The organism is Allobosea sp. 05T422_2, assembly GCF_056396265.1.
Map to the genome: position 1 here is coordinate 1 of NZ_JBFTLD010000051.1, position 21,886 is coordinate 21,886.

The following is a 21,886-nucleotide window of genomic DNA, read 5'->3' on the forward strand; positions in this document are numbered from 1 at the left end:
CGCCGGTGAAGCTCGCTGGTCCCGGGAAGAACAGGACCAGAGCCGAATCGATCACCTCCGCCGGTGAAGCTCGCTGGTCCCGGGAAGAACAGGACCAGAGCCGAATCGATCACCTCGTGGGAGACGGGGTGGCGCAGGTGTCGAAGCACCGCATGCCGCGGGTTGGGGATAACGCCCGAAATTGTTTCGAGGACGAATCGAACTTGCGGCCCGGACACCCGCAGGACAGCCACCCCGGCGCGGCCATTGGCCGACGATAGCGCCACAATCGTTGGGTAATCCTGTCCGGTCGTCATAGGCAGCACATCTTTCCGTTGCGACGCTGATCCGCCTGGGAGATCCGTCGATGAATCGTCTCGGGGCCGCCGCCAGCCCCTATCTCCTGCAGCACAAGGACAACCCCGTCCATTGGTGGGAATGGAGCGAGGAAGCCTTTGCCGAGGCAAAGTCAAGCGGTCGCCCGGTCCTGCTCTCGGTCGGCTATGCCGCCTGCCACTGGTGCCATGTCATGGCCCATGAGAGCTTTGAGGACTTGGCAACCGCGGCGCTGATGAACGCGCGCTTCGTCAACATCAAGGTCGACCGGGAGGAGCGACCCGATATCGATCAGGTCTACATGAACGCGCTGCACAGCCTGGGCGAACAGGGGGGCTGGCCGCTGACCATGTTCCTCACCGCCGACCGTCAGCCATTCTGGGGCGGCACCTATTTTCCGCCAACGGCGCGCTATGGACGGCCCTCCTTCAGCCAGGTGCTGCAGCAGATCGCGGCCGTCCACGCAAAAGAGCCCGAGCGGGTCGCGCGCAATGCCGCCGCGATCAAGGCTGCACTCGAGCAGAGTGAGGCTGCAGCAAGCCCGGAAGCCCGATACAAACCTGACCTCGACCAGATCGCCAGCGAGATCGCCCAATCCTTCGATCCGCAGCATGGCGGGCTGCGCGGCGCACCAAAATTCCCCAATCCTGGCCTGATCGAGCTGCTCTGGCGTCACGGCAGCCGCACTGGGAACGCGACCACACTCCTGCCGGCGACCCGCACCCTGGAACGCATGGCGCGTGGCGGCATTCAAGATCACCTCGGCGGCGGCTTCGCCCGATACTCGGTCGACGAGCGCTGGCTCGTGCCGCATTTCGAGAAGATGCTTTATGACAATGCCCAGCTACTCGGGCTCTATGCGCTCGAGGCGAAGCGCAGCGGCAATCCACTGGCGCACAGCGCGGCCCAGGGCATCGTCACCTGGCTTGAGCGGGACATGCTGCTACAGGAGGGCGCTTTCGCCTCCAGCCTCGATGCCGATTCCGAGGGGGTCGAAGGCAAATTCTATGTCTGGACTGCATCGGAGCTGGCCAGCCATCTCACGCCAGCCGACGCAGAACTCTTCGCCCGGCACTATGACGTCACCGCCCATGGCAACTGGGAAGGCGTCACAATCCTCAACCGGCTCGACACGCCCGATCCGGATCCGGCATTCGAGCAGCAATTGGCCAACATCCGGCGGGATCTCCTGGCGTTGCGCGCTCGCCGGGTTCCTCCGGCCCGCGACGACAAAATCCTGGCCGACTGGAATGGGCTGATGATCGCGGCGCTCGTGCGAGCCTCCGGTCTACTCGCGGAGCCCGCCTGGCTGGCCCTTGCTCGGCGAGCCTACCATTTCGTCGCCGAATCAATGAAGCATGGCGACGGCCTCGCTCACTCCTACCGCGCGGGCCGGTTGATCACCCCGGGCTTTGCCCTCGATCACGCGGCGATGATCGAAGCGGCCCTGGCACTCCACGACGCCACATCGGAACGGCATTTCCTTGACCACGCCCTGCGCTGGTCCGCCCATCTCTGGCGGTACTACCGCCACGTCGATACGAGTCTACTTGGTATGACTCAACGCGATAGCGCCGTTCTTCCGGTCGTACCGAGGCCGACTCACGACGACGCAGTCCCGAACGCTAATGGCGTGCATGCAGGGAACCTGCTTCGTCTGGCGGCCAAGAGCGGAGCCCCGACCGATAGGGCCCAGGCCGAACGGTTTCTCGCAGCAGCATTGGCCGCTGCCGAGCGCGCGCCGGTCGCCCATGGCTCCGTACTCAATGCTTATCATCTGGCGCGGCACGGCATCGAGATCATCCTGGCTGGACCCGAACGCGAACGTCTTCGCGCGGCTGCGCTGGCATTGCCCTACACGACGACGATGATCGTCGACTGCCCCGATCCCAGCGCGCTACCATCGGACCACCCAGCCGCTTCCATGGCGCGTCTTGCAGGCAGCGGTGCCGCCTTCATCTGTTTCGCCGGGCGTTGCCTGCCTCCCGTAACGGATCCGAATCAATTGCAGGATGCCGTTTCTGCTGGCCGGTGACCCCGGATCCAAACAAGAAAGGCGGGTCGGCATGACTGCCGATCCGCCTCGCTGAAAGTATTGGATCTCCGACGCTGCAGCTTCGTGCGGCGTCGCGATTCCCGATCCGATCAGGTGTTCATCGAGTCGAAGAACTCGGAGTTCTGCTTGGTCTGCCGCAGCTTGTCGATCAGGAACTCGATCGCATCCTGCGGTCCCATTGGATTCAGGATGCGGCGCAGCACATAGGTCTTCTGCAGCACATCCTTCGGCGTGATCAGCTCTTCCTTGCGGGTGCCCGACTTCAGGATGTCGATCGCCGGGAAGATGCGCTTGTCGGCCACCTTGCGGTCAAGCACGATTTCCGAGTTACCGGTGCCCTTGAACTCTTCGAAGATGACTTCGTCCATGCGGCTGCCGGTATCGATCAACGCAGTCGCGACGATGGTCAGCGAGCCGCCTTCCTCGATATTGCGGGCCGCGCCGAAGAAGCGCTTCGGCCGCTGCAGCGCGTTGGCATCGACACCACCGGTCAGCACCTTGCCGGAAGAGGGGACCACGGTGTTGTAGGCACGGCCGAGGCGCGTAATCGAGTCGAGCAGGATCACGACATCGCGGCCATGCTCCACCAGGCGCTTGGCCTTCTCGATGACCATCTCCGCGACCTGGACGTGGCGCGTGGCCGGCTCGTCGAAGGTCGAGGACACAACCTCACCCTTCACCGAACGCTGCATGTCGGTGACTTCCTCGGGCCGCTCGTCGATCAGCAGCACGATCAGATAGCACTCGGGATGATTGTTGGTGATCGACTGCGCGATGTTCTGCAGCAGAACCGTCTTACCGGTGCGCGGCGGCGCCACGATCAGGGCGCGCTGGCCTTTGCCGATCGGAGCGACGATGTCGATGACGCGGGGCGAGAAGTCCTTCTTGGTCGGATCCTGAACTTCCAGCCGCAGACGCTCGTCCGGATACAGCGGCGTCAGGTTGTCGAAATGGATCTTGTGCCGGATCTTCTCCRGGTMCTCAAAATTGATCGTGTTGACCTTGAGCAGCGCAAAATAGCGCTCGCCATCCTTGGGTCCACGGATCGGCCCTTCAACCGTATCACCCGTGCGCAGGCCGAACTTGCGGATCTGCGACGGCGAAACGTAGATGTCGTCGGGACCCGGCAGATAGTTCGAGTCGGAGGAGCGCAGGAAGCCGAACCCGTCCTGCAGCACCTCGACCACGCCCTCGCCGAGAATCTCGGTTTCCTTGGCGGCCAACTGCTTGAGGATGGCGAACATCAGCTCCTGCTTGCGCATCGTGCTGGCGTTCTCGACCTCCATGCCTTCGGCGAAGGCAAGAAGCTCGGTCGGCGATTTGACCTTGAGTTCGTGAAGCTTGATTTCCCGCATGGGGCACCCGGATCGTAAACGCCCCCACACGAATGGCGGAGGTCAGGGACTCAGTGGAGGGCTCGACAGGGCCTGGAAGKACCAGTGCGCAGGGGATGCGCACCATGAGCGTCTGCACCGGCAGCCAGCTCACGAACCATCGACAACAGGGAGGACGCAAAAAGTCGCGTTGCGCTTGATAGCTGGTTTCCCGTGGACTCTCAAGCCGGAAACGTCGGCGTCGCTCAGAACGGTTTGACGACGACCAGGATCACGATTCCGACCATCAGCAGTGCCGGCACTTCGTTGATGATCCGGTAATAGCGCGCCGACTTGTCGTTGCGATCTTCGGCAAAGGCCCTGACCCGTCCGACCAGGATGCCATGGATGGCGGAGAGGATGACCACGAGCAGAATCTTGCCGTGCAGCCAGCCACCCTTGAAGCCATAGATCGCCCAGGCGAGGTACAGACCCAGCACCCAGGTCACGATCATCGCCGGATTGATGATGCCCTTGAGGAGCCGGCGTTCCATGATCTTGAAGGTTTCGGACTGCACCGAGCCGGTCTGCGCCTCCGCGTGATAAACCATCAGCCTGGGCAAATAGAGCATGCCGGCCATCCAGGAGATGACCGCCATCACGTGAAAAGCCTTGATCCAGTCGATCAGCATCACTGCATCCTCATCATGACCTGACGGCCGCAATCAAGCGTTCGACATGAGCGATCGGCGTATCCGGCAGGATGCCATGCCCGAGATTGAAGACGAAGGGACCGGCGCCGAAGGAGGTACGGATCGCGGCGACCTCCCGTTCCAGCTCGGTACCACCTGCCCGGAGAAGTTGCGGGTCAAGGTGACCCTGGATCGGCGCCAGCGACTGGATCTGCGTCCGCGCAAATTCGCGATCGATGTCCGTCTCGAGCCCGACAGCATCAACCCCGGTCGCTTTGACATAGCTCGGAATCAGGCGGCCGGCCCCCCGGGGAAAGCCGATGACCTTTGCCTTGGGATGACGCGCCCGCACTCCGTCGACGATCCGCTTGGTCGGCGCAATGCACCAACGCATGAAATCATCTTCGCCAAGCGAGCCAGCCCAGCTGTCGAAAATCTGCACMGCATCGACGCCGCCATCGAGCTGAGCGTTGAGATGAGCGATGGACGCCATCACGATCCGGTCGATCAGCCGGGCGAACAGCTCCGGGTCTCGTGTGAAGAGTTCCTTCGCGGGACCCTGATCCGGCGTGCCCCGCCCAGCCACCATGTAGGTCGCGACCGTCCAAGGCGCCCCGCAGAAGCCGATGAAGGCGGTGTTGCCTGGCAGGGCAGCCTTGACCTTGCCAACCGTTTCGTAGACCGGCGCCAGCACGTCCCGGTCGATCTCCTCGTGGATCTCGCCTAGCCTCTTCGCATCGCCCACGGGCTCCAACCGCGGACCTTCGCCCTGGACGAACCAGAGCTTCTGGCCAAGCGCATGCGGCACGACGAGGATGTCGCAGAACAGGATCGCTGCATCGAAACCGAAACGGCGGATTGGCTGAAGGGTCACTTCGGTAGCAAAGGCCGGATTGTAGCAGAGCTCGAGAAAGCCACCTGCCTTGGCCCGGACCTCGCGGTACTCCGGCAGATAGCGTCCGGCCTGGCGCATCAGCCAGATCGGCGGCCTTGCCATCACCTCGCCCGAAAGGCTCCGCAGGAAAACCGGATCTTCGTTCGCCATGCCCACTCCGGTCAGCCGTTCAGGTCTGAATCTTAAAAGAATCTTAGAGAGATATTCTTTTGTTTTGACTCTTGGTCAGGGGCAAATAGCCCGGCCCAACTTTGTCCACAACCGGTCCACAGGGCGAGCCGATGTCGCAGGGTGGAATCGCCCGGGGGGTGGGGCGCCTTAACTGATTAGTAAGAAATCAGAATCGCGGCCGGGGCTGCCGATCGTTAAAATGATTCACGTGAAACATCGCTCCACGTGTCCCCAGGGGCCAGCCTGTTGATGGAAAGAGGGAGTTATACAGTCGCGGTCCCGCGCTCCGCTCGGATGTACGGTTGTCCACAGCAGTCCCCATGACCAGCGTGACCCCTCATCGCGGTCAGCGCTGGGGGTCCCGGTCCAGGACGACAATTTGCATTGCCGATATGGCGCGCTAGAGGTTGCAACTTCGTTAAGCCCCGGGAGCCCACGTGGCGCGCAACTATTTTCATTTGCATCTGGTGTCCGATGCCACCGGCGAGACCCTGATTGCGGTCAGCCGGGCCGCCGCCGCCCAATATGAATCGGTCTCGGCCATCGAGCATGTCTATCCGCTGGTCCGCTCCGAGGCGCAGCTTGCCCGGGTCCTGGCGGAGATCGAATCCTCGCCCGGGGTCGTGCTCTACACGCTCGTCGAAGCGGAATGGGCCGAGCGGCTCGAGAAATTCTGCCAGGAGCTCGGCTGCCCCTGTCTGTCGGTGCTGAACCCGGTGCTGTCCCTGTTCCAGTCCTATCTCGGCCAGGCGGGGTCGCCGCGGCCGGGCGCGCAGCATGTCCTCAACGCCGAATATTTCCGCCGCATCGACGCGATGAACTACACGCTGATGCATGATGACGGGCAGCTTGGAGGCGATCTGGAAAGCGCGGATATCATCCTCGTCGGCATCAGCCGAACCTCGAAGACACCGACCAGCATCTATCTCGCCAATCGCGGTATCAAGACCGCCAACGTACCGCTGGTCCCCCATGTGCCTTTGCCGGTCGAACTTGAACGGCTGAGAAAGCCGTTGATCGTCGGGCTGGTCGCCAGCGCTGAGCGCATCGTCCAGATTCGACAGAACCGGTTGCTCTCGATGAAGGCGGATGATGAGACGCCCTATGTCGACCCTACAGCCGTGGCCGACGAGATCGCGCAGTCGCGCAAGCTTTGCGCCCGCAGGGGTTGGCCGGTGATCGATGTCACCCGGCGCTCGATCGAGGAGACGGCGGCAGCGATCCTCGACCTGCTGCGCGACCATCGCATGAAGTTCATCGCGACATGACGAAGAGGCCCTCTCTCTGGCGTGCAGCGGCGCCGCTGCTGCTTGCTTCCGGCAGTACGACCCGGGCTGGGATGCTACGCGCAGCCGGGATCCCGGTGGACACCCTGAAGCCCGACATCGACGAGCGAGCCGCCGAGGCGCCGCTCCTCGCACAGGGTGTCGAAGGCGAGGCGATCGCGACCGCGCTTGCCTGCGCGAAGGCGCTGCATGTCTCCGTGATGAAGCCCGGCCGCTTCGTGCTCGGCGCCGACCAGACGTTGACCTGCGAGGGCCAGATCTTTCACAAGCCCGAGAATCTCCCTGGCGCCGCCGCGCAGATCGCGACATTGGCTGGGCGCACGCATGAGCTTCATTCCGCCTTTGTGCTGGCGCGCGACGGCGAGATCCTGGCTGAAGGCGGGCAGACCGCACGACTGACGATGCGGCGGCTCGAGCTCGATTTCATCGCGACCTATGTCGAACTTGCTGGCCCGGCGATCCTGACCAGCGTTGGCGGCTACCAGCTCGAGGGCCTTGGTTCCCAGCTCTTCGCTGCCGTCGAGGGCGACCATTTCACCATTCTCGGCCTCCCGCTCCTTGCCGTACTCGAGGCCCTGCGCGAGCAGGGCGCTCTCGTCGATTGATCCGGACATCTGAATTCCATGACCCGTCGCTGTTTCGTCATCGGTCACCCGATCGCCCATTCACGCTCGCCGCTCATTCACGGCAGCTGGATCGCCGAGCATGGGCTCGATGGATCCTATGAACGCATCGATGTCGCACCGGCTGCACTCTCGTCGTTCATGGCCCGGGTGCGGAGCGGCGAATTCGTGGGCGGCAACGTCACAGTTCCCCACAAGGAGGCGTCGCTGCTGCTGGTCGATGAACTCAGCCCCGTCGCCCGCGCGATGGGTGCGGTGAATACGATCTGGCGTGACGATGGTCGCCTGTTCGGCGACAACACCGATGCTGCCGGCTTCCTCGCCCATCTCGACGCCAGCGTTCCCGGCTGGAGCGAGCGGGTCGCAACGGCTCTCATTCTTGGCTCGGGCGGCGCGGCGCGGGCGATCGGTTTTGGACTGAAGGCGCGCGGCCTCGAGCGGATCATCCTCGTCAACCGCAGCGCGGACCGAGCCATGGAACTTGCCCGGGCACTTGGAGCTCCGGTCGAGGCGCGGGACTGGTCAAGGCGTCATGAGCTGGTCGAATCGGCCGATCTGATCGTCAACACGACGGCGCTTGGGATGAACGGCAAGCCGCCGCTCGATCTCGATCTCACCAGGCTCCGCCCCGGCACGATCGTTGACGACATCGTGTACGTGCCGTTGCGGACGCCCCTGCTCGAAGAGGCGGAACGTCGCGGCGGTGTTCCGGTCGATGGCCTCGGCATGCTGCTGCATCAGGCCGCCCCCGGTTTCGCGCGCTGGTTCGGTGTGACCCCGAAGGTCACGCCGGCGCTGCGGGCCCGGCTCGAAGCCGATATCCTGGGCGCCTGATTCGCTGGGTGCCGCATGACCTTCATCCTGGGACTGACCGGCTCGATCGGCATGGGAAAGTCGACCACCTCGGAGATGTTCCGGGCCCACGGCGTGCCTGTCCATGATGCCGATGCCACCGTCCATGCGCTCTACCGGGGCAGGGCGGTCGCACCGATCGCGGCAGCCTTTCCGGAGACTGTAGTAAATGGGGCCGTGGATCGTGCCCGACTCTCCTCGATGGTTGTGGGCAAGCCCGAAGCCCTGCGCGCGCTGGAGGCGATCATTCATCCTCTGGTGCGGGAGGAGGAGATCGCTTTCATCAAGAACTGCATTGCAGCGGGGAGCGATATCGGGGTCCTCGATGTGCCGCTCCTGCTTGAGGTTGGAGGAGGGTATCGCTGTGACGCCGTCGTCGTGATCACGGCATCAGCCGAAGTGCAGCGCGCCCGCGTTTTGGCGCGTCCGGAGATGACGGCGGAGAAGCTGGACGCGATCCTTGCGCGCCAGATGCCGGATGCCGAGAAGCGCCGGCACGCTCACTTCCTTGTGGACACCTCGCATGGCTTGCTGGTGGCACAGAGGCAGGTCCGCTCTATCCTCCAGGCATTGGCCGGCCGTCCTGGCCGGAGCCGGCAAGAAAAGGCGTCCAGGCATGCGTGAGATCGTTCTCGATACCGAGACGACCGGCGTCGAAGCCAATGGCGGCGATCGCGTCGTTGAAATCGGCTGCGTCGAACTGGTCAATCACTGCCCATCCGGCCGTACCTTCCATCAATACATCAACCCCGAGCGGGCGATGGCGGAAGGCGCCTTCAAGGTCCACGGACTGTCCGATGCCTTCCTGGCGGACAAGCCCGTCTTCGCGGCCATTGCCGAGGAGTTTGCAGCCTTCATCGATGGCGCGCGGCTCGTCATCCACAACGCGTCCTTCGACGTCGGCTTCCTGAACATGGAGATGAAGCGTGTCGGCCGTGGCCCGATCGATCCATCGCTGGTCGTCGATACGCTGGCGATGGCGCGACGCAAGCATCCCGGAGCCTCGAACAGTCTCGATGCGCTCTGCCAGCGCTACGGCATCGACAATACGAGGCGCACCCAGCACGGCGCGCTGCTCGATTCGGAGATTCTCGCCGAGGTCTATATCGAGCTGATCGGAGGCAAACAGGCCGATCTCGGACTTGGCGTGGTCAGCGCTTCCGGTCCCGGCAACGGTCTCGCCGATCTTTCCGAGCGGCCGCAGCGCCAGCGCCCGCTCGCCCCCTGCCTCGACGAGGCGGCAATGGCCGCTCATGAGAGCTTCATCCTGACCCTGAAGACACCGCTCTGGAGCGGCTATCTCGGTCTGGCCAAGGAAAGCTGAGCCGCTTGTGGCGGCTCAGCTTCGGGTCGGTCAGCCGCGGCTACGATCGGCGCGCCGGGACATCATGTTGAGACCCTCGATCAGCGCCGAGAAGGCCATGGCGGCGTAGATGTAGCCCTTCGGGATATGGGCGCCGAAACCCTCGCCGATCAGCGTGGCGCCGATCATCAGCAGGAAGCCGAGGGCCAGCATCACGATCGTCGGGTTCTTTTCGATGAACTTCGCCAGCGGGTCGGCGGCCAGCAGCATCACCAGCACGGCGACGATCACCGCAATCATCATCACCGGGACATGCTCGGTCATGCCGACGGCCGTGATGATGCTGTCGATCGAGAAGACCAGATCGAGCAGCAGGATCTGGAAGATCGCAGCGCCGAAGGTCACGGTTGCCGCACGGCCGCCGTCGAACACATCGGGCCCGTGATTGACGTCGACCTTGTGATGGATTTCGGTCGTCGCCTTCCAGACCAGAAAAAGGCCGCCGGCGATCAGGATGAAATCGCGCCAGGAGAAGGCCTTGCCGAAGAGCGAGACGATCGGCTCCGTCAATTGCACGATGAAGGCGACGGTACCGAGCAGCGCGAGCCGCATGAACAGGGCAAGCCCGATGCCGATCTTGCGGCCGAGCGAACGTTGCTCCTCAGGCAGCTTGTTGGTCAGGATCGAGATGAAGATCAGATTGTCGATGCCGAGGACAACCTCCATGGCGATCAGTGCCCCGAGAGCCGCCCATACGGCGGGGTCGGCAGCAAGCGTCATCAGATGGTCCATCGGGTCTCCACATAACAAAATGCGGACGCCGGATTGGCGCCCGCTTCAATGAATGTGGGAGATGGAGTTTGCCTTGCCGATGCGCAAGGCGTTGCGAAATGCGCGCGATTATTGATTGAAATGCAAGAAAGGGCCCGCGAGGGCCCTTTCGATATCGTCGGCTTGCGGAGGCGGCAGGCTCGCTCAGGCGTTAGGCGCCTGCGGCTGCTGGGCCTGAAGCTCCTGCATGCGCTGTTGATACAGCATCGCGAAATCGATCTGCGGAACATAGAAAGGCGGGAAGCCGCCGGTCTKGACCGCGTCCGCGATGATCTGGCGGGCGAACGGGAACAGCAGCCGCGCGCAGTCGATCACCAGAACGGGGTGAATATGCTCCTGCGGGATGTTCAGCAGCCGGAACACGCCAGCATAGCTGAGATCGAACGCAAACAGCGTCTCGTTGTTCAGGACGGCCTTGCCCTCGAGCTGGAGCACGGTCTCGTAATCGGTCTCCGACAGCGCGGTGGTCGAGACGTTGACCTGCAGGGACATCTGCGGGCCCTGCTCGTTCTGCTGGCCGAGGGCGCGGGGCGCCTTCGGATTCTCGAAGGAGAAGTCCTTGGTGTACTGGATCAGGGCATTCATGCTCGGCTGAGCGTTCGCCTCGCTCGCGCCGTTGCCGTTGGGGATGTCGTTGGCCATCGGTCCCATCATCGTCTGGCAGGCTTTAATCGGGAAATCCCACGCCTTGCCGGCGCCCGGGACTGCGCACCGCTCCCCGGTGCAATGCTTGCGTCGGCTATCATGGAGCTTCCTCAGGCACAAGAAGCCGCCTTCACAAGCTCGGGGGTGGATGTTACGAGCCTTGATCACCATATCGCATGCGGCGGCCGGCCGACCGCCGCCGTTGATGCGAGGCGGTCACTGGGGTTCCGGATCAGCGTTCGATGCAAAATTCCTTCGACATGACGACTTTGGTCTTCCTGGCTCTGGCCGTTTTCGTCGCCTGGAAGCTTCGCTCCGTGCTTGGCCAGAAGACCGGCAGCGAGCAGCCGCCAAAGGATCCCTTCGCGCGGCGTGAGACGCCGCCGATGCGACCTGATCAGGCCGGCGCTCCCGAGGCCAAGCGCGACAATGTCATTCGCCTGCCGGGCGCAGCCAATGATCCCGCTGCGACAGCCGTTCCTGCGGCCGAGCGCTGGAAGGACATTGCGCCTGCGGATTCGCCGATCCTTGCCGGCATCGAGGCCATCGTTCGCCAGGAGCAGGATTTCGACCCGAAGGGTTTCCTGCAGGGTGCGAAATCCGCTTACGAGACCATCGTCACCGCCTTCGCCCGCGGCGACCGCAAGGTCCTGAAGGGCCTCCTCGCCAAGGAAGTCTATGATGGCTTCGAGCAGGCGATTACCGACCGCGAGAAGCGCGGCGAGAAGGCGGAATCCTCCTTCGTCTCGATCGACAAGGCCGAGATCACCGCCGTCGACGTCAAGGGCAAGACCGCTCAGGTGACGATCGCATTCGTTTCGCAGCTGATCAGTGTTGTCCGTGATGCACAGGGCGTCGTGGTCGACGGCAGCGCCGAGGCGGTTTCGGAGGTCAACGATATCTGGACCTTCTCGCGTCAGCTCGGCAGCCGCGACCCGAATTGGCTTTTGGTCGCGACCGAAGCCGGCGCGTGACCCGTGGCCTCGGGCGCATTGCGCTGGTGGCCGCCATGTTGTCCGCTGCAATGACACAAGCGCCCGCCGGTCCGAGCTTGCCGCCCGGCGCCCGCGCAGAGGTCATCTCTCCCGGCGCAATAGCGGGATGGCCGGATGACGATCACCGCATTGCGCTGACGATTTTCGCAGCTGGCTGCGCTGCCAACCCCCCGCTTCGGCAAGGCGCCCCGATCCCCCCTGCGCTCACCGCTGTCTGCGCCGAAGCCGGCAGGCTGACGGCTCGCGGGCCGGTCGATCGGACGGCGGCGCGTCGCTTCTTCGAGGAGCGTTTCAGTTTCTGGCGCATCCGGCCGAGCGGCGCCGAGGGCGGCTTCATGACCGGCTATTTCGAGCCGGAGTTCGAAGGCTCGCTCACCCCCTCCGTCCAGTTCCCAACGCCGCTCTATGCCCGCCCTGCCGATCTGGTGACGCGCCTTGCAGGCGACGCTTGGCCAGGGCTGGAACCTGCCTTGTCCGCCGCCCGCCGCACTCCCCGGGGCCTAGAGCCCTATCCCGATCGGACGGCGATCGAGAGTGGCGCACTCGACGGGCAGGGCCTGGAAATCGCCTGGCTGCGCGATCCGGTCGACCGCTTCGTGTTGCAGGTGCAGGGCTCCGGCCGGGTTCGGTTGCAGGACGGCAGGGTCGTCCGGCTGGTCTATTCCGGCCGCAACGGCCACGCCTATACCTCACTCGGCCGGGTGCTCAGCGAGCGCGAGAACATCCCGCCGGCCGAGATGACTATGGACAAGCTGGTCGCTCGGTTGAAGGCCGATGCCGGTTTTGCCCGGGACCTGATCCGCCTGAACCGCTCCTTCGTCTTCTTCGCCCGCAAGGACGACTTGCCGGCCGAGTCGGGGCCGATCGGTGGTGCGGGTTTGCCCCTGACGCCGCTGCGTAGCATCGCCGTCGACCGCGCCATCTGGCCCTACGGACTGCCGGCCTGGATCGATGCGACAATTCCCACCGGCAGCGGCGACATKGAGCGGCTGTCGCGCTTGATGATTGCGCAGGATACGGGATCCGCCATCGTCGGACCGTCGCGGGTCGACCTGTTCGTCGGTTCCGGCCAGGCGGCGGGTCATCGCGCCGGGCTGGTCCGCCATTCCTTTGACTTCACGGTGCTCTGGCCGCGGGCGGAGGCGCGCTGAGGAATGCGCCGCCGTCGCGAGAAGACCCTGTCGGAGGCCGAGATTGCCCTGTGGCGGCAGGTTGCACGTTCGGTGACGCCACTGCGGGGGCGCGCCGCACCGCCGCCTGAGGAGCCTGCAGCGGCCCCGGCGCCACCTCCAACTGAGGCTGCCGCCCCTGTTCTGGTGGTTGCCGTCAAACCGGCCAGGATCACCCCGCCGCCGCTGGCGCCGCTCGAGCGCCGCCTGCGCACCCAGTTGCGTCGCGGAACCCAATCCGTCGAGGCGGTGATCGACCTGCACGGCCTGCGGCAGGATGCCGCTCATGCGGCGCTATGTGCCTTTCTGCGCCGCGAGCAGGCGCGCGGCACCAGGCTGGCGCTGGTCGTGACGGGCAAGGGCGCCGCGGGCGATGCGATTTTCGGCGAAGAGCGTGGCGTCCTGCGCCGCAGCGTGCCGCACTGGCTGCGGCTACCTGATCTGCGCCCTTTCGTCGTCGGCTTCGAGGAGGCCGAGCAGCGCCATGGCGGCGCCGGCGCGCTCTATATCCGTCTGCGCCGGCACCGTGAGAGCGGCGCGTGACACCCTTTGGCCAGCGCGTTCGGGAGCTGCGCGCAGCTCGCGGCGTGACGCTGGCCGGAATGGCCGCGGCGCTGGGCGTCACGCCGGCCTATCTCTCGGCCCTTGAGCATGGCAAGCGCGGCCAGCCGACCTTTGCGCTGATCCAGGGCGTGATCCATTTGCTCGGCGTGATCTGGGACGAGGCTGACGAACTCGTTCGTCTCGCCGAGCTCTCCCACCCCCGCATCACGGTCGATACTGCGGGACTGGCACCGGAGGCGACGCTGGTCGCCAACCGGCTTGCCCTTGAGATCGCCGAACTCGGCCCCGACGAACTCGCCGCGCTGCGCGCCGTGCTTGACCAGGCCAGTCGCCGGCGCGGCCGTGCTTGACCGCATCGGGTCCTGATGCGAAACGCCCATCATTCGTCCCATCCTCGCCAACCCACGGAACTCCTTCATGAAAAATGCCCGTTATGATGTCCTGGCGCTCGGCAACGCCATCGTCGATGTCATCGCTCGCGCGGAAGAGGATTTTCTGGTCGCGCATGAGCTGACCAAGGGCGCGATGATGCTGATCGACGAGCCCCGTGCCGAGACGCTCTACGCGGCGATGGGCCCGGCCAAGGTCATCTCGGGTGGTTCCGCCGCCAACACCATCGCGGGCCTTGCCTCCTTTGGCGGCAAGGGCGCCTTCATCGGCAAGGTGAAGCAGGACGAGCTCGGCAAGCTCTACCGGCATGACCTGACCTCGCAGGGCGTCAGCTTCGATACGGCTTTCGCGGCCGATGGTCCGGCGACCGCCCGTTCCTTCATCTTCGTCACGCCTGATGGCKAGCGCACGATGAACACCTATCTCGGCGCCTGCCAGGGCCTCACTGTCGCGGATGTCGACAAGGATACGGTCCAGAACGCCGACATCATCTATCTCGAGGGCTATCTCTGGGATCCGCCGGCGGCCAAGGAAGCCTTCCGCAAGGCCTCGGAGTTTGCCCATGCAGCTGGCGGCCGTGTCGCGATCACCCTGTCGGATTCCTTCTGCGTGGATCGTTATCGCGACGAGTTCCTCGGGCTGATCCGCAACCGGCTGGTCGATATCGTCTTCGCCAATGAGCACGAGCTGAAGAGCCTCTACCAGACCGGCGATTTCGACAGCGCGCTCGCTGCGTTGCGCGCGGAGAATATCATTGCGGCGGTGACGCGCTCGGAGAAGGGCGCTCTGGCGGTGACGCCTGACGGCATCGTCGCCGAACCGGTCTTCCCGGTGGAGCGCATCGTCGATTCAACCGGCGCGGGCGACCTCTTCGCCGCGGGCTTCCTCTTCGGCCTGACCTCGGGCCGCGAGGTGCGGGACTCGCTGCGGCTCGGCGCGCTGGCCGCCGCCGAGATCATCAGCCATGTCGGTGCAAGGCCGGATGTGAACCTGAAGGTGCTGGCGGGCGATAACGGCTTGCTGTGACCTGATMGGGTTTCAGGTTCGGCGTGTCATGGTCGGGCGGGTCTCGATCATGGCACGCCTTTTCACGAGCCGCGTCGCAAGACGCGGCGGCCCGGCAGTGCAGCCGCGCACGACGATTCAGTACAGCGTCGCCTTCACGCGCTCCGGCAGCGCCTTGTCATAGGCAGCACCGTCAAAGGTCTCGATCGCCTCGTTCCGCGCAGTGATGTCACGCAGGATCTGTCCGGCGCTTGGCAACTCACGCCTGTCGGCATGTTTGGCCGGGTTCCAAAGGTCGGCCCGGACCACGGCGCGCGAGCACTGGAAGTAGACTTGTTCCACATCGACCACGATCACGCAGGCCGGCAGCTTTCCCGCCATCTCGAAGCGCGCGCAGAGCTCGGGGTCGATCGAAAGCGTCGCTGTGCCGTTCACCCGCAGGGTTTCGCTGTATCCGGGGACCAGGAAGAGCATTCCGATTCTCGGATCGAACAGAATATTTCTTAATGAATCCAGACGGTTATTGCCTTTTCTGTCTGGAATCAGGAGCGTTTTCGCGTCCCGGACCGTGACAAAGCCCGGCAGATCCCCGCGCGGCGAACAATCCAGGCCCTCCGGACCGTTGGTCGCGAGCACCATGAAGGGCGAGGCGGCGATCAGCGCAGCATAGTTCTCGTCGACATGGTCGATCTCCTTGGCGACCGAGGCGGGCGCGACGGGGTTCGGATACCGGGCGGCGAGCGTCTCGAGCGAAGTGATGCTGTGGTCGGTCATGCCGATCTCCAAGAACCAATAAGTCTAGACTATTGGGAGACAGGCGTGAGCGCCAGCCCCTTCGCACCGCAAAAAAGAAAACGCCCCGCATCGTGAGATGCGGGGCGCCTGTGGTCTGGCGATGAAGCCGGAGCTTACTCGCTGGCGGGCTGCTTCTCGCGGGCCTTCTCGGCGTCGCGGGCAGCCTTGAGCTTCTCGGTCAGATCCTCGCCCGTCTCCTGGTCGACGACCTTCATCGAGAGGCGGATCTTGCCCCGCTCATCCTGGCCGAGGAACTTGACCTTGACCTTGTCGCCTTCCTTGACGACGTCCGAGACCTTCTGGACACGCTGGGCGGCCAGTTCGGAAATGTGAACGAGGCCGTCCTTGGCGCCGAAGAAGTTCACGAAGGCGCCGAACTCCATGATCTTCACCACGGTGCCGTCATAGATCATGCCCGGCTCGGCTTCCGAGACGATCGACTTGATCCACTTGATCGCGGCTTCGATCGACTTGCCGTCGGCCGAGGCGATCTTGATGGTGCCGTCGTCCTCGATGTTCACCTTGGCGCCGGTCTTCTCGACGATCTCGCGGATGACCTTGCCGCCCGAACCGATGACTTCGCGGATCTTGTCGACCGGGATCTTCATCGTCTCGATGCGCGGGGCATATTCGCCGAGCTGGGCGCGCGAGGTGGAGAGCGCCTTGGACATCTCGCCGAGGATGTGGTCACGACCGCCCTTGGCCTGGCCAAGCGCGACCTGCATGATCTCCTCGGTGATGCCGGCGATCTTGATGTCCATCTGCAGCGAGGTGATGCCCGCAGCGGTACCGGCCACTTTGAAGTCCATGTCGCCGAGATGATCCTCGTCGCCGAGGATGTCGGAGAGCACCGCGAAGCGCTCACCTTCCAGGATCAGGCCCATGGCGATGCCCGCAACCGGAGCCTTCAGCGGCACGCCGGCATCCATCAGCGCCAGCGAGGTGCCGCAGACGGTGGCCATCGAGGAGGAGCCGTTCGACTCGGTGATCTCCGAGACGACGCGGATCGTGTAGGGGAACTCGCCCTTGGCCGGCAGCATCGGACGGATCGCGCGCCAGGCGAGCTTGCCATGGCCGATCTCGCGGCGGCCGGGCGAACCCATCCGGCCGGTCTCGCCGACGGAGTAGGGAGGGAAGTTGTAGTGCAGCAGGAAGGTTTCCTTGTAGGTGCCTTCCAGCGAGTCGATGAACTGCTCGTCGTCGCCGGTGCCGAGCGTGGTCACGACCAGCGCCTGGGTTTCGCCGCGGGTGAACAGCGACGAGCCGTGGGTGCGCGGCAGGATGCCAGCTTCCGCCACGATCTTGCGGACCGTCTTGACGTCGCGACCGTCGATGCGGATGCCGTCGTCGAGGATGTTCCAGCGCACGATCTTGGCCTGGGCTTCCTTGAACTGGCCGGCGACCTGTTCCTTGGTGAAGGTCTTCACGCCATCCGGCTCGGCCGAGACCAGCGCCTCGACGACCTTCGCCTTGACGGCGTCGACAGCCTTATAGCGCTCGGCCTTGGCGGTGATCTTGTAGGCGACGCGGAGCTCGGCTTCGCCAACCTTGAGCACGGCGTCGAGGATCGCCGACTGGTCGGCCGGCTGGTAGTCGCGCGGCTCCTTGGCGGCCTTTTCAGCCAGACGGATGATGGCGTCGATCACCGGCTGGAAATGCTTGTGGCCGAACATCACGGCGCCGAGCATGATCTCTTCGGAGAGTTCCTTGGCTTCCGACTCGACCATCAGGACGGCGTCCTGGGTACCGGCGACGACGAGGTCGAGGCCCGATTCCTTGATCTCGTCGACCAGCGGGTTGAGCTTGTAGGCACCGTCGAAATAACCGACGCGGGCGGCGCCGACCGGGCCCATGAAGGGCACGCCGGACAGGGTCAGTGCGGCCGAAGCTGCGACCATCGCAACGATGTCGGGGTCGTTCTCCAGGTCATGCTGGAGCACGGTGCAGACCACCTGGGTGTCGTTCTTGTAGCCGTCGGCGAAAAGCGGGCGGATCGGCCGGTCGATCAGGCGGGAGACCAGGGTCTCCTTCTCGCTCGGGCGGCCTTCGCGCTTGAAGTAGCCGCCCGGGATGCGGCCGGCCGCGAAGGTCTTTTCCTGGTAGTTCACGGTCAGCGGGAAGAAGTCGAAGCCCGGCTTCGGCTCCTTGGCCGAGACGACGGTGGCGAGCACGACGGTCTCACCATAGGTGGCGAGCACGGCGCCGTCGGCCTGGCGGGCGACCTTGCCGGTTTCGAGCACGAGCTTGCGCCCGCCCCAGATCAGCTCTTCGGTTTGGATGTCGAACATGGTTCTCTTTCGGATCGGATGTGGCACACGTCCGGACGTCTCAAGCCCATGGGCAAGACGGCGGAAAGCTCGGGAGACGGTGAGCATTGCGCCCGAGCGCTCGGCGATCCTGCCATGGACGTCGGGGCGTCCGGCGGAGGCCTGCGGCTAAGCCACCCATGCGGCCGCCGCGTTGGAGTCAGGGCGCCGCACCATTGCGGCCAGACCCTGGAGTAGGAGCATCATGTCGCCCGAAAGATGGTTCCCACCTTTCGGCATCATGCTCTGGAAAAACCGCCCGGAACCGATCGGTGCCGGGCGGGAAGCTCTTGCGATCGATCAGCGGCGGATGCCGAGCTTCTCGATCAGCGTCCTGTAGCGCGCTTCGCTCTTGCCCTTGAGATAGTCGAGCAACGAACGGCGCTGCGAAACCAGCTTCAGCAGGCCGCGACGCGAGTGGTTGTCCTTGACATGCGACTTGAAGTGACCGGTCAGGTTGTTGATGCGCTCCGTCAGGATCGCGACCTGGACCTCCGGCGAACCGGTGTCATTCKGCTTGGTGGCATGTTCCTTCACGAGCGCGGTCTTGCGCTCCGGCGTAATCGACATCGTGTGATCCTTCAGTTGAATGTTGATCTGGCGGGCCAGGCCGGGATGTCGTCCAGCAAGGTCCGGAACCCGCAATCCACCTCATCACGGAGGAGATGCGCAGCCAGCCGCAAGGCCGGTTGGCGCGGGATATACACGAATCTGGGTAAAACGCTAGCGCGGCGACGAGGCAGGCCGGGGCAGACCGTGGTCGTAGCGCCTCTGCGCTTCCTCGACCTCGCCGATATGGGTCTCGGCCCAGCGCGTCAATCCGTGCACGGTTGCTGCAAGCGTGCGGCCGAGTTCGGTCAGCGAATACTCGACAGTTACGGGCACGGTGGGGAACGCCTCGCGGCTGATCAACCCATCGCGCTCCAGGCTCCGCAATGTCTGCGACAGCATCTTCTGCGAGATGTTGTCGATGCGTCGGCGCAGCTCGTTGAAGCGCAACGTCCCCTCTCCGAGCAGAATCAGGATCAGCACCGCCCATTTATCGCCGATGCGGTCGAGGACCTGGCGGGTCGGGCATTGGGCGTTGAAGGCGTCCGGGCGTTGCAGCATCGTGGTTTCCCTCAGGTGACCATGTCGCGTGAAAGTGCCTTCTTTACGAGGCTCCACGCTGCCTCCATCTAGTATCGCACAGGATGTTGGTTCCTGAAAGATACTAGCCAAAGGCAGATCTCATGAAAATCGCTCTCATCGGCGCTACCGGCTTCATCGGCTCGCGCCTGCTGGCCGAGCTGTCCGCCCGCGAACACGCGGTTTCGGCGATCACCCGCAACCCCGGAAAGGTCGCAGCGGCGACTGGTGTGACGCCGTTGAAAGGCGACGTCTTCGATCGCGACGGGCTGGCCAGCGTGCTCGCTGGCCATGACGCGGTGATCAGTGCCGTGCATTTCACCGCGAGCGACCCGGCGGTTCTGCTGGCCGCCGTCAAGCAATCCGGCGTGAAGCGCTATCTCGTCGTCGGTGGCGCGGGCAGTCTCGAGGTCGCGCCAGGCAAGCAGCTGTTCGACACGCCGGAGTTCCCGGCGATCTATCTGGCAGAGGCGAAGAAGGGCGGCGCCTTCCTCGAGCTGCTCAAGGGTGAGAGCCAACTGGACTGGACGTTCCTGTCACCCTCGGCGCTGATCCAGCCCGGCCAGCGCACCGGCAAGTTCCGCCTCGGCAGGGATCAGCTTCTGGTCGATGCGCAGGGCAAGAGCGCGATTTCGGCCGAGGACTACGCGATCGCATTGGTCGACGAACTGGAGAAGCCTGCCCACTCGCGCCAGCGCTTCACGGTCGGTTACTGAACCATCGCGAGCAATTCAGGCTTTCTGGTAGCGGCGGCGGCCGAGATGCAGGCCGCCGCCTGGCTCCGGCATGATGCCGGACCCGGCTAGGCCGGAGTTGTTCGATGCCGCCTTGGCGGGCTTCAGGGCGGGCTATGAAAGCCCGCCGCAGTTCAGCTGGAAGTACAAGTCGCCTGTTCGGAGCACCGCCCCTGCGTGACGCTGCACGCTTGCGCGCCACGCAGTTCAGTCTCGTCCCGGCCTGAAGCATCGGCCCGAAAAGTGGATTGCGGCTTTCGGAAAGGCCGACGCAAACCCAGGGGGTTGAATCATGGGATTGGATACGGGATCCGACCGCATGGATTAGAGATTGAAGACCCGGTGCGGCACCAGCTCGCCATTGCTGATCGAGCCAGTGGCGATGAGCACGCCGCCGCTGGTCGCATAGACAGCCTCGGCTTCGATCGGCGCATCGCGACCGCGCAATAGTGCGCTCTGGCCACGCTTCAGCCGCAGGGCCGCATCGCGATGGACCACGATCTCCGGAATGAGCTCAAGCGCTGCTGCGACCGGCCGGAGTGCGCCCTCGGCCTCTTCCTGGCTGCTGCGCAACGTCTCGACGGTCGTCGCCTCGGTCACCGTGAAGGGGCCGACGCGGGTGCGCCTGAGATGGGCGACATGCCCGAGGCAGCCGAGCGCAACGCCGAGATCGCGGGCGATGGCGCGTACATAGGTGCCCTTGCCACATTCGGCCTCGAACGTCGTCGTCGCGCCGTCATGGCTGACGATCGACAGCGCATCGATCTCGACCGGGCGGGGCTGCAGCACCACCTCTTCGCCATCCCGGGCGAGGTCATAGGCGCGCTCGCCGGCGATCTTGATGGCTGAGTATTTGGGGGGCGTTTGCAGGATCGTGCCCGTGAAGCGCGGCAGCAGGGCCGCGATGGCGTATTCCTGCGGGCGTAGCTCCGAGGTCGCAATCACACGGCCTTCGGTATCGTCGGTCTCGGTCTGCGAGCCCCAGGCGACGGTAAACTGATAGGCCTTCCGGCCATCCATGACGAAGGGGACTGTCTTGGTCGCCTCGCCCAGCGCGATCGGCAGCAGGCCTGAAGCGAGGGGGTCGAGCGTGCCGGCATGGCCGGCCTTCTTGGCGCTGAAGGCGCGCTTCACCACGCTGACCGCATGGGTCGAGGTCATGCCGACGGGCTTGTCGAGCACCACCCAACCATGCACGTCGCGCTTCTTCGGGCGGGGCTGCTGCGCGTGCGGAGGCGCCACTGTCTCGCTATTCGTCGTCATGATGGTCGTCTTGGTCGATCTTCAGGGGCTGGCGCAGCGTGTCGCGGCGCACCGAATCGGAATCGAGCAGCGCATCGATGCGTTCGGCCTCCGAGAAGCTCTCATCCTGGCGGAAGCGGATATCGGGCGCGTATTTCAGGTTCACCCGATGGGCGATCTCGCCCCGGATATAGCGCTTGTGGCCATCGAGCGCCTTCAGGACCGGCGCGATGTCATTGCCGCCGAGCGGCATGATGTAGGCCGTCGCGAGCTTGAGATCGGGCGAGAGGCGCACCTCCGGCACGGTGATGACATGCTTCGCCAGCACGTCGTCGTGAATGTCGCCGCGGGCGAGCATCTCGGCCAGTGCGTGACGGATGAGTTCGCCGACGCGCAATTGTCGCTGCGAGGGGCCGCTGGGTTTTGCTGGTCTTGCCATGGTTCTCGATCTCCGGACTCGGACCGGATGAGCGTGGATCGTAGAAACGTCATGGCCGGGCTTGGCCCGGCCATGACGTCAAGGTTCTGCGAAGGAGCGGGCGCTCGTGATCGTCAGGCGGTCGGGACAAGCCCGGC

Annotated in this window: 23 protein-coding genes and 1 pseudogene; 12 read left to right on the forward strand and 12 right to left on the reverse strand. The window is 64.5% G+C overall.

Going from position 1 to position 21,886, the window contains the following annotated elements:
- Positions 1-296: pseudogene (locus tag AC1DJT_RS11985) on the reverse strand (hypothetical protein); the annotation flags it as partial.
- A gap of 50 nt (positions 297-346) precedes the next feature.
- Here AC1DJT_RS11985 and AC1DJT_RS11990 point away from each other — a divergent pair.
- Positions 347-2,350: a thioredoxin domain-containing protein gene (locus AC1DJT_RS11990; protein ID WP_476767851.1), complete on the forward strand. Its 2,004-nt coding sequence runs from the start codon at positions 347-349 to the stop codon at positions 2,348-2,350.
- 110 nt (positions 2,351-2,460) lie between these two features.
- Here AC1DJT_RS11990 and rho read toward each other — a convergent pair whose 3' ends face one another.
- The 3 genes from rho to hemE all read right to left on the reverse strand — a co-directional run bounded on the left by rho (position 2,461) and on the right by hemE (position 5,421).
- Entirely contained in the window at positions 2,461-3,726 is a 1,266-nt protein-coding gene (gene rho / locus AC1DJT_RS11995; RefSeq protein WP_476834126.1) for a transcription termination factor Rho, read from the reverse strand.
- A 224-nt stretch (positions 3,727-3,950) separates the two neighbouring features.
- Positions 3,951-4,376, reverse strand: coding sequence for a protoporphyrinogen oxidase HemJ (gene hemJ / locus AC1DJT_RS12000; RefSeq protein WP_441492040.1), 426 nt, complete (start codon positions 4,374-4,376; stop codon positions 3,951-3,953).
- Between the two features lie 13 nt (positions 4,377-4,389).
- Positions 4,390-5,421 carry a uroporphyrinogen decarboxylase gene (gene hemE / locus AC1DJT_RS12005; protein ID WP_476767849.1) on the reverse strand — a complete coding sequence of 344 codons (1,032 nt, stop codon included), beginning with the start codon at positions 5,419-5,421 and terminating at the stop codon, positions 4,390-4,392.
- A gap of 458 nt (positions 5,422-5,879) precedes the next feature.
- Between hemE and AC1DJT_RS12010 the strand changes: the two genes are divergently transcribed.
- From AC1DJT_RS12010 to dnaQ, 5 genes are read left to right on the forward strand one after another with little or no spacing between them, the layout of a single operon-like run.
- The gene (locus AC1DJT_RS12010; RefSeq protein ID WP_441492038.1) at positions 5,880-6,710 is read left to right on the forward strand and encodes a pyruvate, water dikinase regulatory protein; all 831 of its coding nucleotides are present in this window, start codon (positions 5,880-5,882) and stop codon (positions 6,708-6,710) included.
- The gene (locus AC1DJT_RS12015) at positions 6,707-7,333 is read left to right on the forward strand and encodes a Maf family protein (RefSeq protein WP_441505107.1); all 627 of its coding nucleotides are present in this window, start codon (positions 6,707-6,709) and stop codon (positions 7,331-7,333) included. The genes AC1DJT_RS12010 and AC1DJT_RS12015 overlap by 4 nt, the downstream gene beginning before the upstream one ends.
- 18 nt (positions 7,334-7,351) lie before the next feature.
- Complete coding sequence (locus AC1DJT_RS12020) at positions 7,352-8,185, forward strand: shikimate dehydrogenase (RefSeq protein ID WP_476767847.1); 834 nt, start codon at positions 7,352-7,354, stop codon at positions 8,183-8,185.
- A 15-nt stretch (positions 8,186-8,200) separates the two neighbouring features.
- Positions 8,201-8,827, forward strand: coding sequence for a dephospho-CoA kinase (gene coaE / locus AC1DJT_RS12025; protein ID WP_476767846.1), 627 nt, complete (start codon positions 8,201-8,203; stop codon positions 8,825-8,827).
- The gene (dnaQ, locus tag AC1DJT_RS12030; RefSeq protein WP_476775123.1) at positions 8,820-9,527 is read left to right on the forward strand and encodes a DNA polymerase III subunit epsilon; all 708 of its coding nucleotides are present in this window, start codon (positions 8,820-8,822) and stop codon (positions 9,525-9,527) included. The genes coaE and dnaQ overlap by 8 nt, the downstream gene beginning before the upstream one ends.
- A gap of 30 nt (positions 9,528-9,557) precedes the next feature.
- Here dnaQ and AC1DJT_RS12035 read toward each other — a convergent pair whose 3' ends face one another.
- Both AC1DJT_RS12035 and secB read right to left on the reverse strand, forming a co-directional pair.
- Positions 9,558-10,298 carry a TerC family protein gene (locus tag AC1DJT_RS12035; protein ID WP_476767844.1) on the reverse strand — a complete coding sequence of 247 codons (741 nt, stop codon included), beginning with the start codon at positions 10,296-10,298 and terminating at the stop codon, positions 9,558-9,560.
- 183 nt (positions 10,299-10,481) lie between these two features.
- Positions 10,482-10,979 (reverse strand): protein-export chaperone SecB, encoded by a 498-nt coding sequence (secB, locus tag AC1DJT_RS12040; RefSeq protein WP_476834133.1) that lies wholly within the window; start codon positions 10,977-10,979, stop codon positions 10,482-10,484.
- 245 nt (positions 10,980-11,224) lie between these two features.
- Between secB and AC1DJT_RS12045 the strand changes: the two genes are divergently transcribed.
- The 5 genes from AC1DJT_RS12045 (at position 11,225) to AC1DJT_RS12065 (ending at position 15,126) form a co-directional block, all read left to right on the forward strand.
- Positions 11,225-11,956 carry a Tim44/TimA family putative adaptor protein gene (locus AC1DJT_RS12045; RefSeq protein WP_441505102.1) on the forward strand — a complete coding sequence of 244 codons (732 nt, stop codon included), beginning with the start codon at positions 11,225-11,227 and terminating at the stop codon, positions 11,954-11,956.
- A complete protein-coding gene (gene mltA / locus AC1DJT_RS12050) occupies positions 11,953-13,128 on the forward strand; it encodes a murein transglycosylase A (RefSeq protein ID WP_476834127.1) in 1,176 nt (391 codons plus the stop codon). Before AC1DJT_RS12045 ends, mltA begins: the two co-directional genes overlap by 4 nt.
- A gap of 3 nt (positions 13,129-13,131) precedes the next feature.
- Positions 13,132-13,689 carry a Smr/MutS family protein gene (locus tag AC1DJT_RS12055; RefSeq protein WP_441492031.1) on the forward strand — a complete coding sequence of 186 codons (558 nt, stop codon included), beginning with the start codon at positions 13,132-13,134 and terminating at the stop codon, positions 13,687-13,689.
- Positions 13,686-14,060, forward strand: coding sequence for a helix-turn-helix domain-containing protein (locus AC1DJT_RS12060; protein ID WP_113515708.1), 375 nt, complete (start codon positions 13,686-13,688; stop codon positions 14,058-14,060). Before AC1DJT_RS12055 ends, AC1DJT_RS12060 begins: the two co-directional genes overlap by 4 nt.
- 67 nt (positions 14,061-14,127) lie before the next feature.
- Positions 14,128-15,126 carry an adenosine kinase gene (locus AC1DJT_RS12065; RefSeq protein ID WP_476834128.1) on the forward strand — a complete coding sequence of 333 codons (999 nt, stop codon included), beginning with the start codon at positions 14,128-14,130 and terminating at the stop codon, positions 15,124-15,126.
- Between the two features lie 117 nt (positions 15,127-15,243).
- Here AC1DJT_RS12065 and AC1DJT_RS12070 read toward each other — a convergent pair whose 3' ends face one another.
- From AC1DJT_RS12070 to AC1DJT_RS12085, 4 genes are all read right to left on the reverse strand, one after another.
- Positions 15,244-15,879 (reverse strand): pyridoxamine 5'-phosphate oxidase family protein, encoded by a 636-nt coding sequence (locus AC1DJT_RS12070; RefSeq protein ID WP_476834134.1) that lies wholly within the window; start codon positions 15,877-15,879, stop codon positions 15,244-15,246.
- Between the two features lie 134 nt (positions 15,880-16,013).
- Positions 16,014-18,188, reverse strand: coding sequence for a polyribonucleotide nucleotidyltransferase (gene pnp / locus AC1DJT_RS12075; RefSeq protein WP_441492029.1), 2,175 nt, complete (start codon positions 18,186-18,188; stop codon positions 16,014-16,016).
- A 318-nt stretch (positions 18,189-18,506) separates the two neighbouring features.
- Entirely contained in the window at positions 18,507-18,776 is a 270-nt protein-coding gene (gene rpsO / locus AC1DJT_RS12080) for a 30S ribosomal protein S15 (RefSeq protein ID WP_476834129.1), read from the reverse strand.
- 153 nt (positions 18,777-18,929) lie between these two features.
- Entirely contained in the window at positions 18,930-19,316 is a 387-nt protein-coding gene (locus tag AC1DJT_RS12085; protein WP_441492028.1) for a winged helix-turn-helix transcriptional regulator, read from the reverse strand.
- A gap of 122 nt (positions 19,317-19,438) precedes the next feature.
- Here AC1DJT_RS12085 and AC1DJT_RS12090 point away from each other — a divergent pair, with 122 nt between their 5' ends.
- Positions 19,439-20,050 (forward strand): NAD(P)-dependent oxidoreductase, encoded by a 612-nt coding sequence (locus AC1DJT_RS12090; RefSeq protein WP_441505096.1) that lies wholly within the window; start codon positions 19,439-19,441, stop codon positions 20,048-20,050.
- 342 nt (positions 20,051-20,392) lie between these two features.
- Here AC1DJT_RS12090 and truB read toward each other — a convergent pair whose 3' ends face one another.
- The gene (truB, locus tag AC1DJT_RS12095) at positions 20,393-21,331 is read right to left on the reverse strand and encodes a tRNA pseudouridine(55) synthase TruB (RefSeq protein ID WP_476767842.1); all 939 of its coding nucleotides are present in this window, start codon (positions 21,329-21,331) and stop codon (positions 20,393-20,395) included.
- Complete coding sequence (rbfA, locus tag AC1DJT_RS12100; protein ID WP_441492025.1) at positions 21,318-21,749, reverse strand: 30S ribosome-binding factor RbfA; 432 nt, start codon at positions 21,747-21,749, stop codon at positions 21,318-21,320. Before rbfA ends, truB begins: the two co-directional genes overlap by 14 nt.
- Positions 21,750-21,886: the final 137 nt, after the last annotated feature.

Excerpts from the sequence above, each read along its gene's own strand:
- AC1DJT_RS11990 (WP_476767851.1), top strand. The coding sequence starts at position 347 with ATGAATCGTCTCGGGGCCGCCGCCAGCCCCTATCTCCTGCAGCACAAG.
- hemJ (WP_441492040.1), bottom strand. The coding sequence starts at position 4,376 with ATGCTGATCGACTGGATCAAGGCTTTTCACGTGATGGCGGTCATCTCC.
- AC1DJT_RS12015 (WP_441505107.1), top strand. The coding sequence starts at position 6,707 with ATGACGAAGAGGCCCTCTCTCTGGCGTGCAGCGGCGCCGCTGCTGCTT.
- AC1DJT_RS12020 (WP_476767847.1), top strand. The coding sequence starts at position 7,352 with ATGACCCGTCGCTGTTTCGTCATCGGTCACCCGATCGCCCATTCACGC.
- coaE (WP_476767846.1), top strand. The coding sequence starts at position 8,201 with ATGACCTTCATCCTGGGACTGACCGGCTCGATCGGCATGGGAAAGTCG.
- dnaQ (WP_476775123.1), top strand. The coding sequence starts at position 8,820 with ATGCGTGAGATCGTTCTCGATACCGAGACGACCGGCGTCGAAGCCAAT.
- AC1DJT_RS12035 (WP_476767844.1), bottom strand. The coding sequence starts at position 10,298 with ATGGACCATCTGATGACGCTTGCTGCCGACCCCGCCGTATGGGCGGCT.
- AC1DJT_RS12045 (WP_441505102.1), top strand. The coding sequence starts at position 11,225 with ATGCAAAATTCCTTCGACATGACGACTTTGGTCTTCCTGGCTCTGGCC.
- AC1DJT_RS12055 (WP_441492031.1), top strand. The coding sequence starts at position 13,132 with ATGCGCCGCCGTCGCGAGAAGACCCTGTCGGAGGCCGAGATTGCCCTG.
- AC1DJT_RS12070 (WP_476834134.1), bottom strand. The coding sequence starts at position 15,879 with ATGACCGACCACAGCATCACTTCGCTCGAGACGCTCGCCGCCCGGTAT.
- pnp (WP_441492029.1), bottom strand. The coding sequence starts at position 18,188 with ATGTTCGACATCCAAACCGAAGAGCTGATCTGGGGCGGGCGCAAGCTC.
- AC1DJT_RS12085 (WP_441492028.1), bottom strand. The coding sequence starts at position 19,316 with ATGCTGCAACGCCCGGACGCCTTCAACGCCCAATGCCCGACCCGCCAG.
- AC1DJT_RS12090 (WP_441505096.1), top strand. The coding sequence starts at position 19,439 with ATGAAAATCGCTCTCATCGGCGCTACCGGCTTCATCGGCTCGCGCCTG.
- truB (WP_476767842.1), bottom strand. The coding sequence starts at position 21,331 with ATGACGACGAATAGCGAGACAGTGGCGCCTCCGCACGCGCAGCAGCCC.
- rbfA (WP_441492025.1), bottom strand. The coding sequence starts at position 21,749 with ATGGCAAGACCAGCAAAACCCAGCGGCCCCTCGCAGCGACAATTGCGC.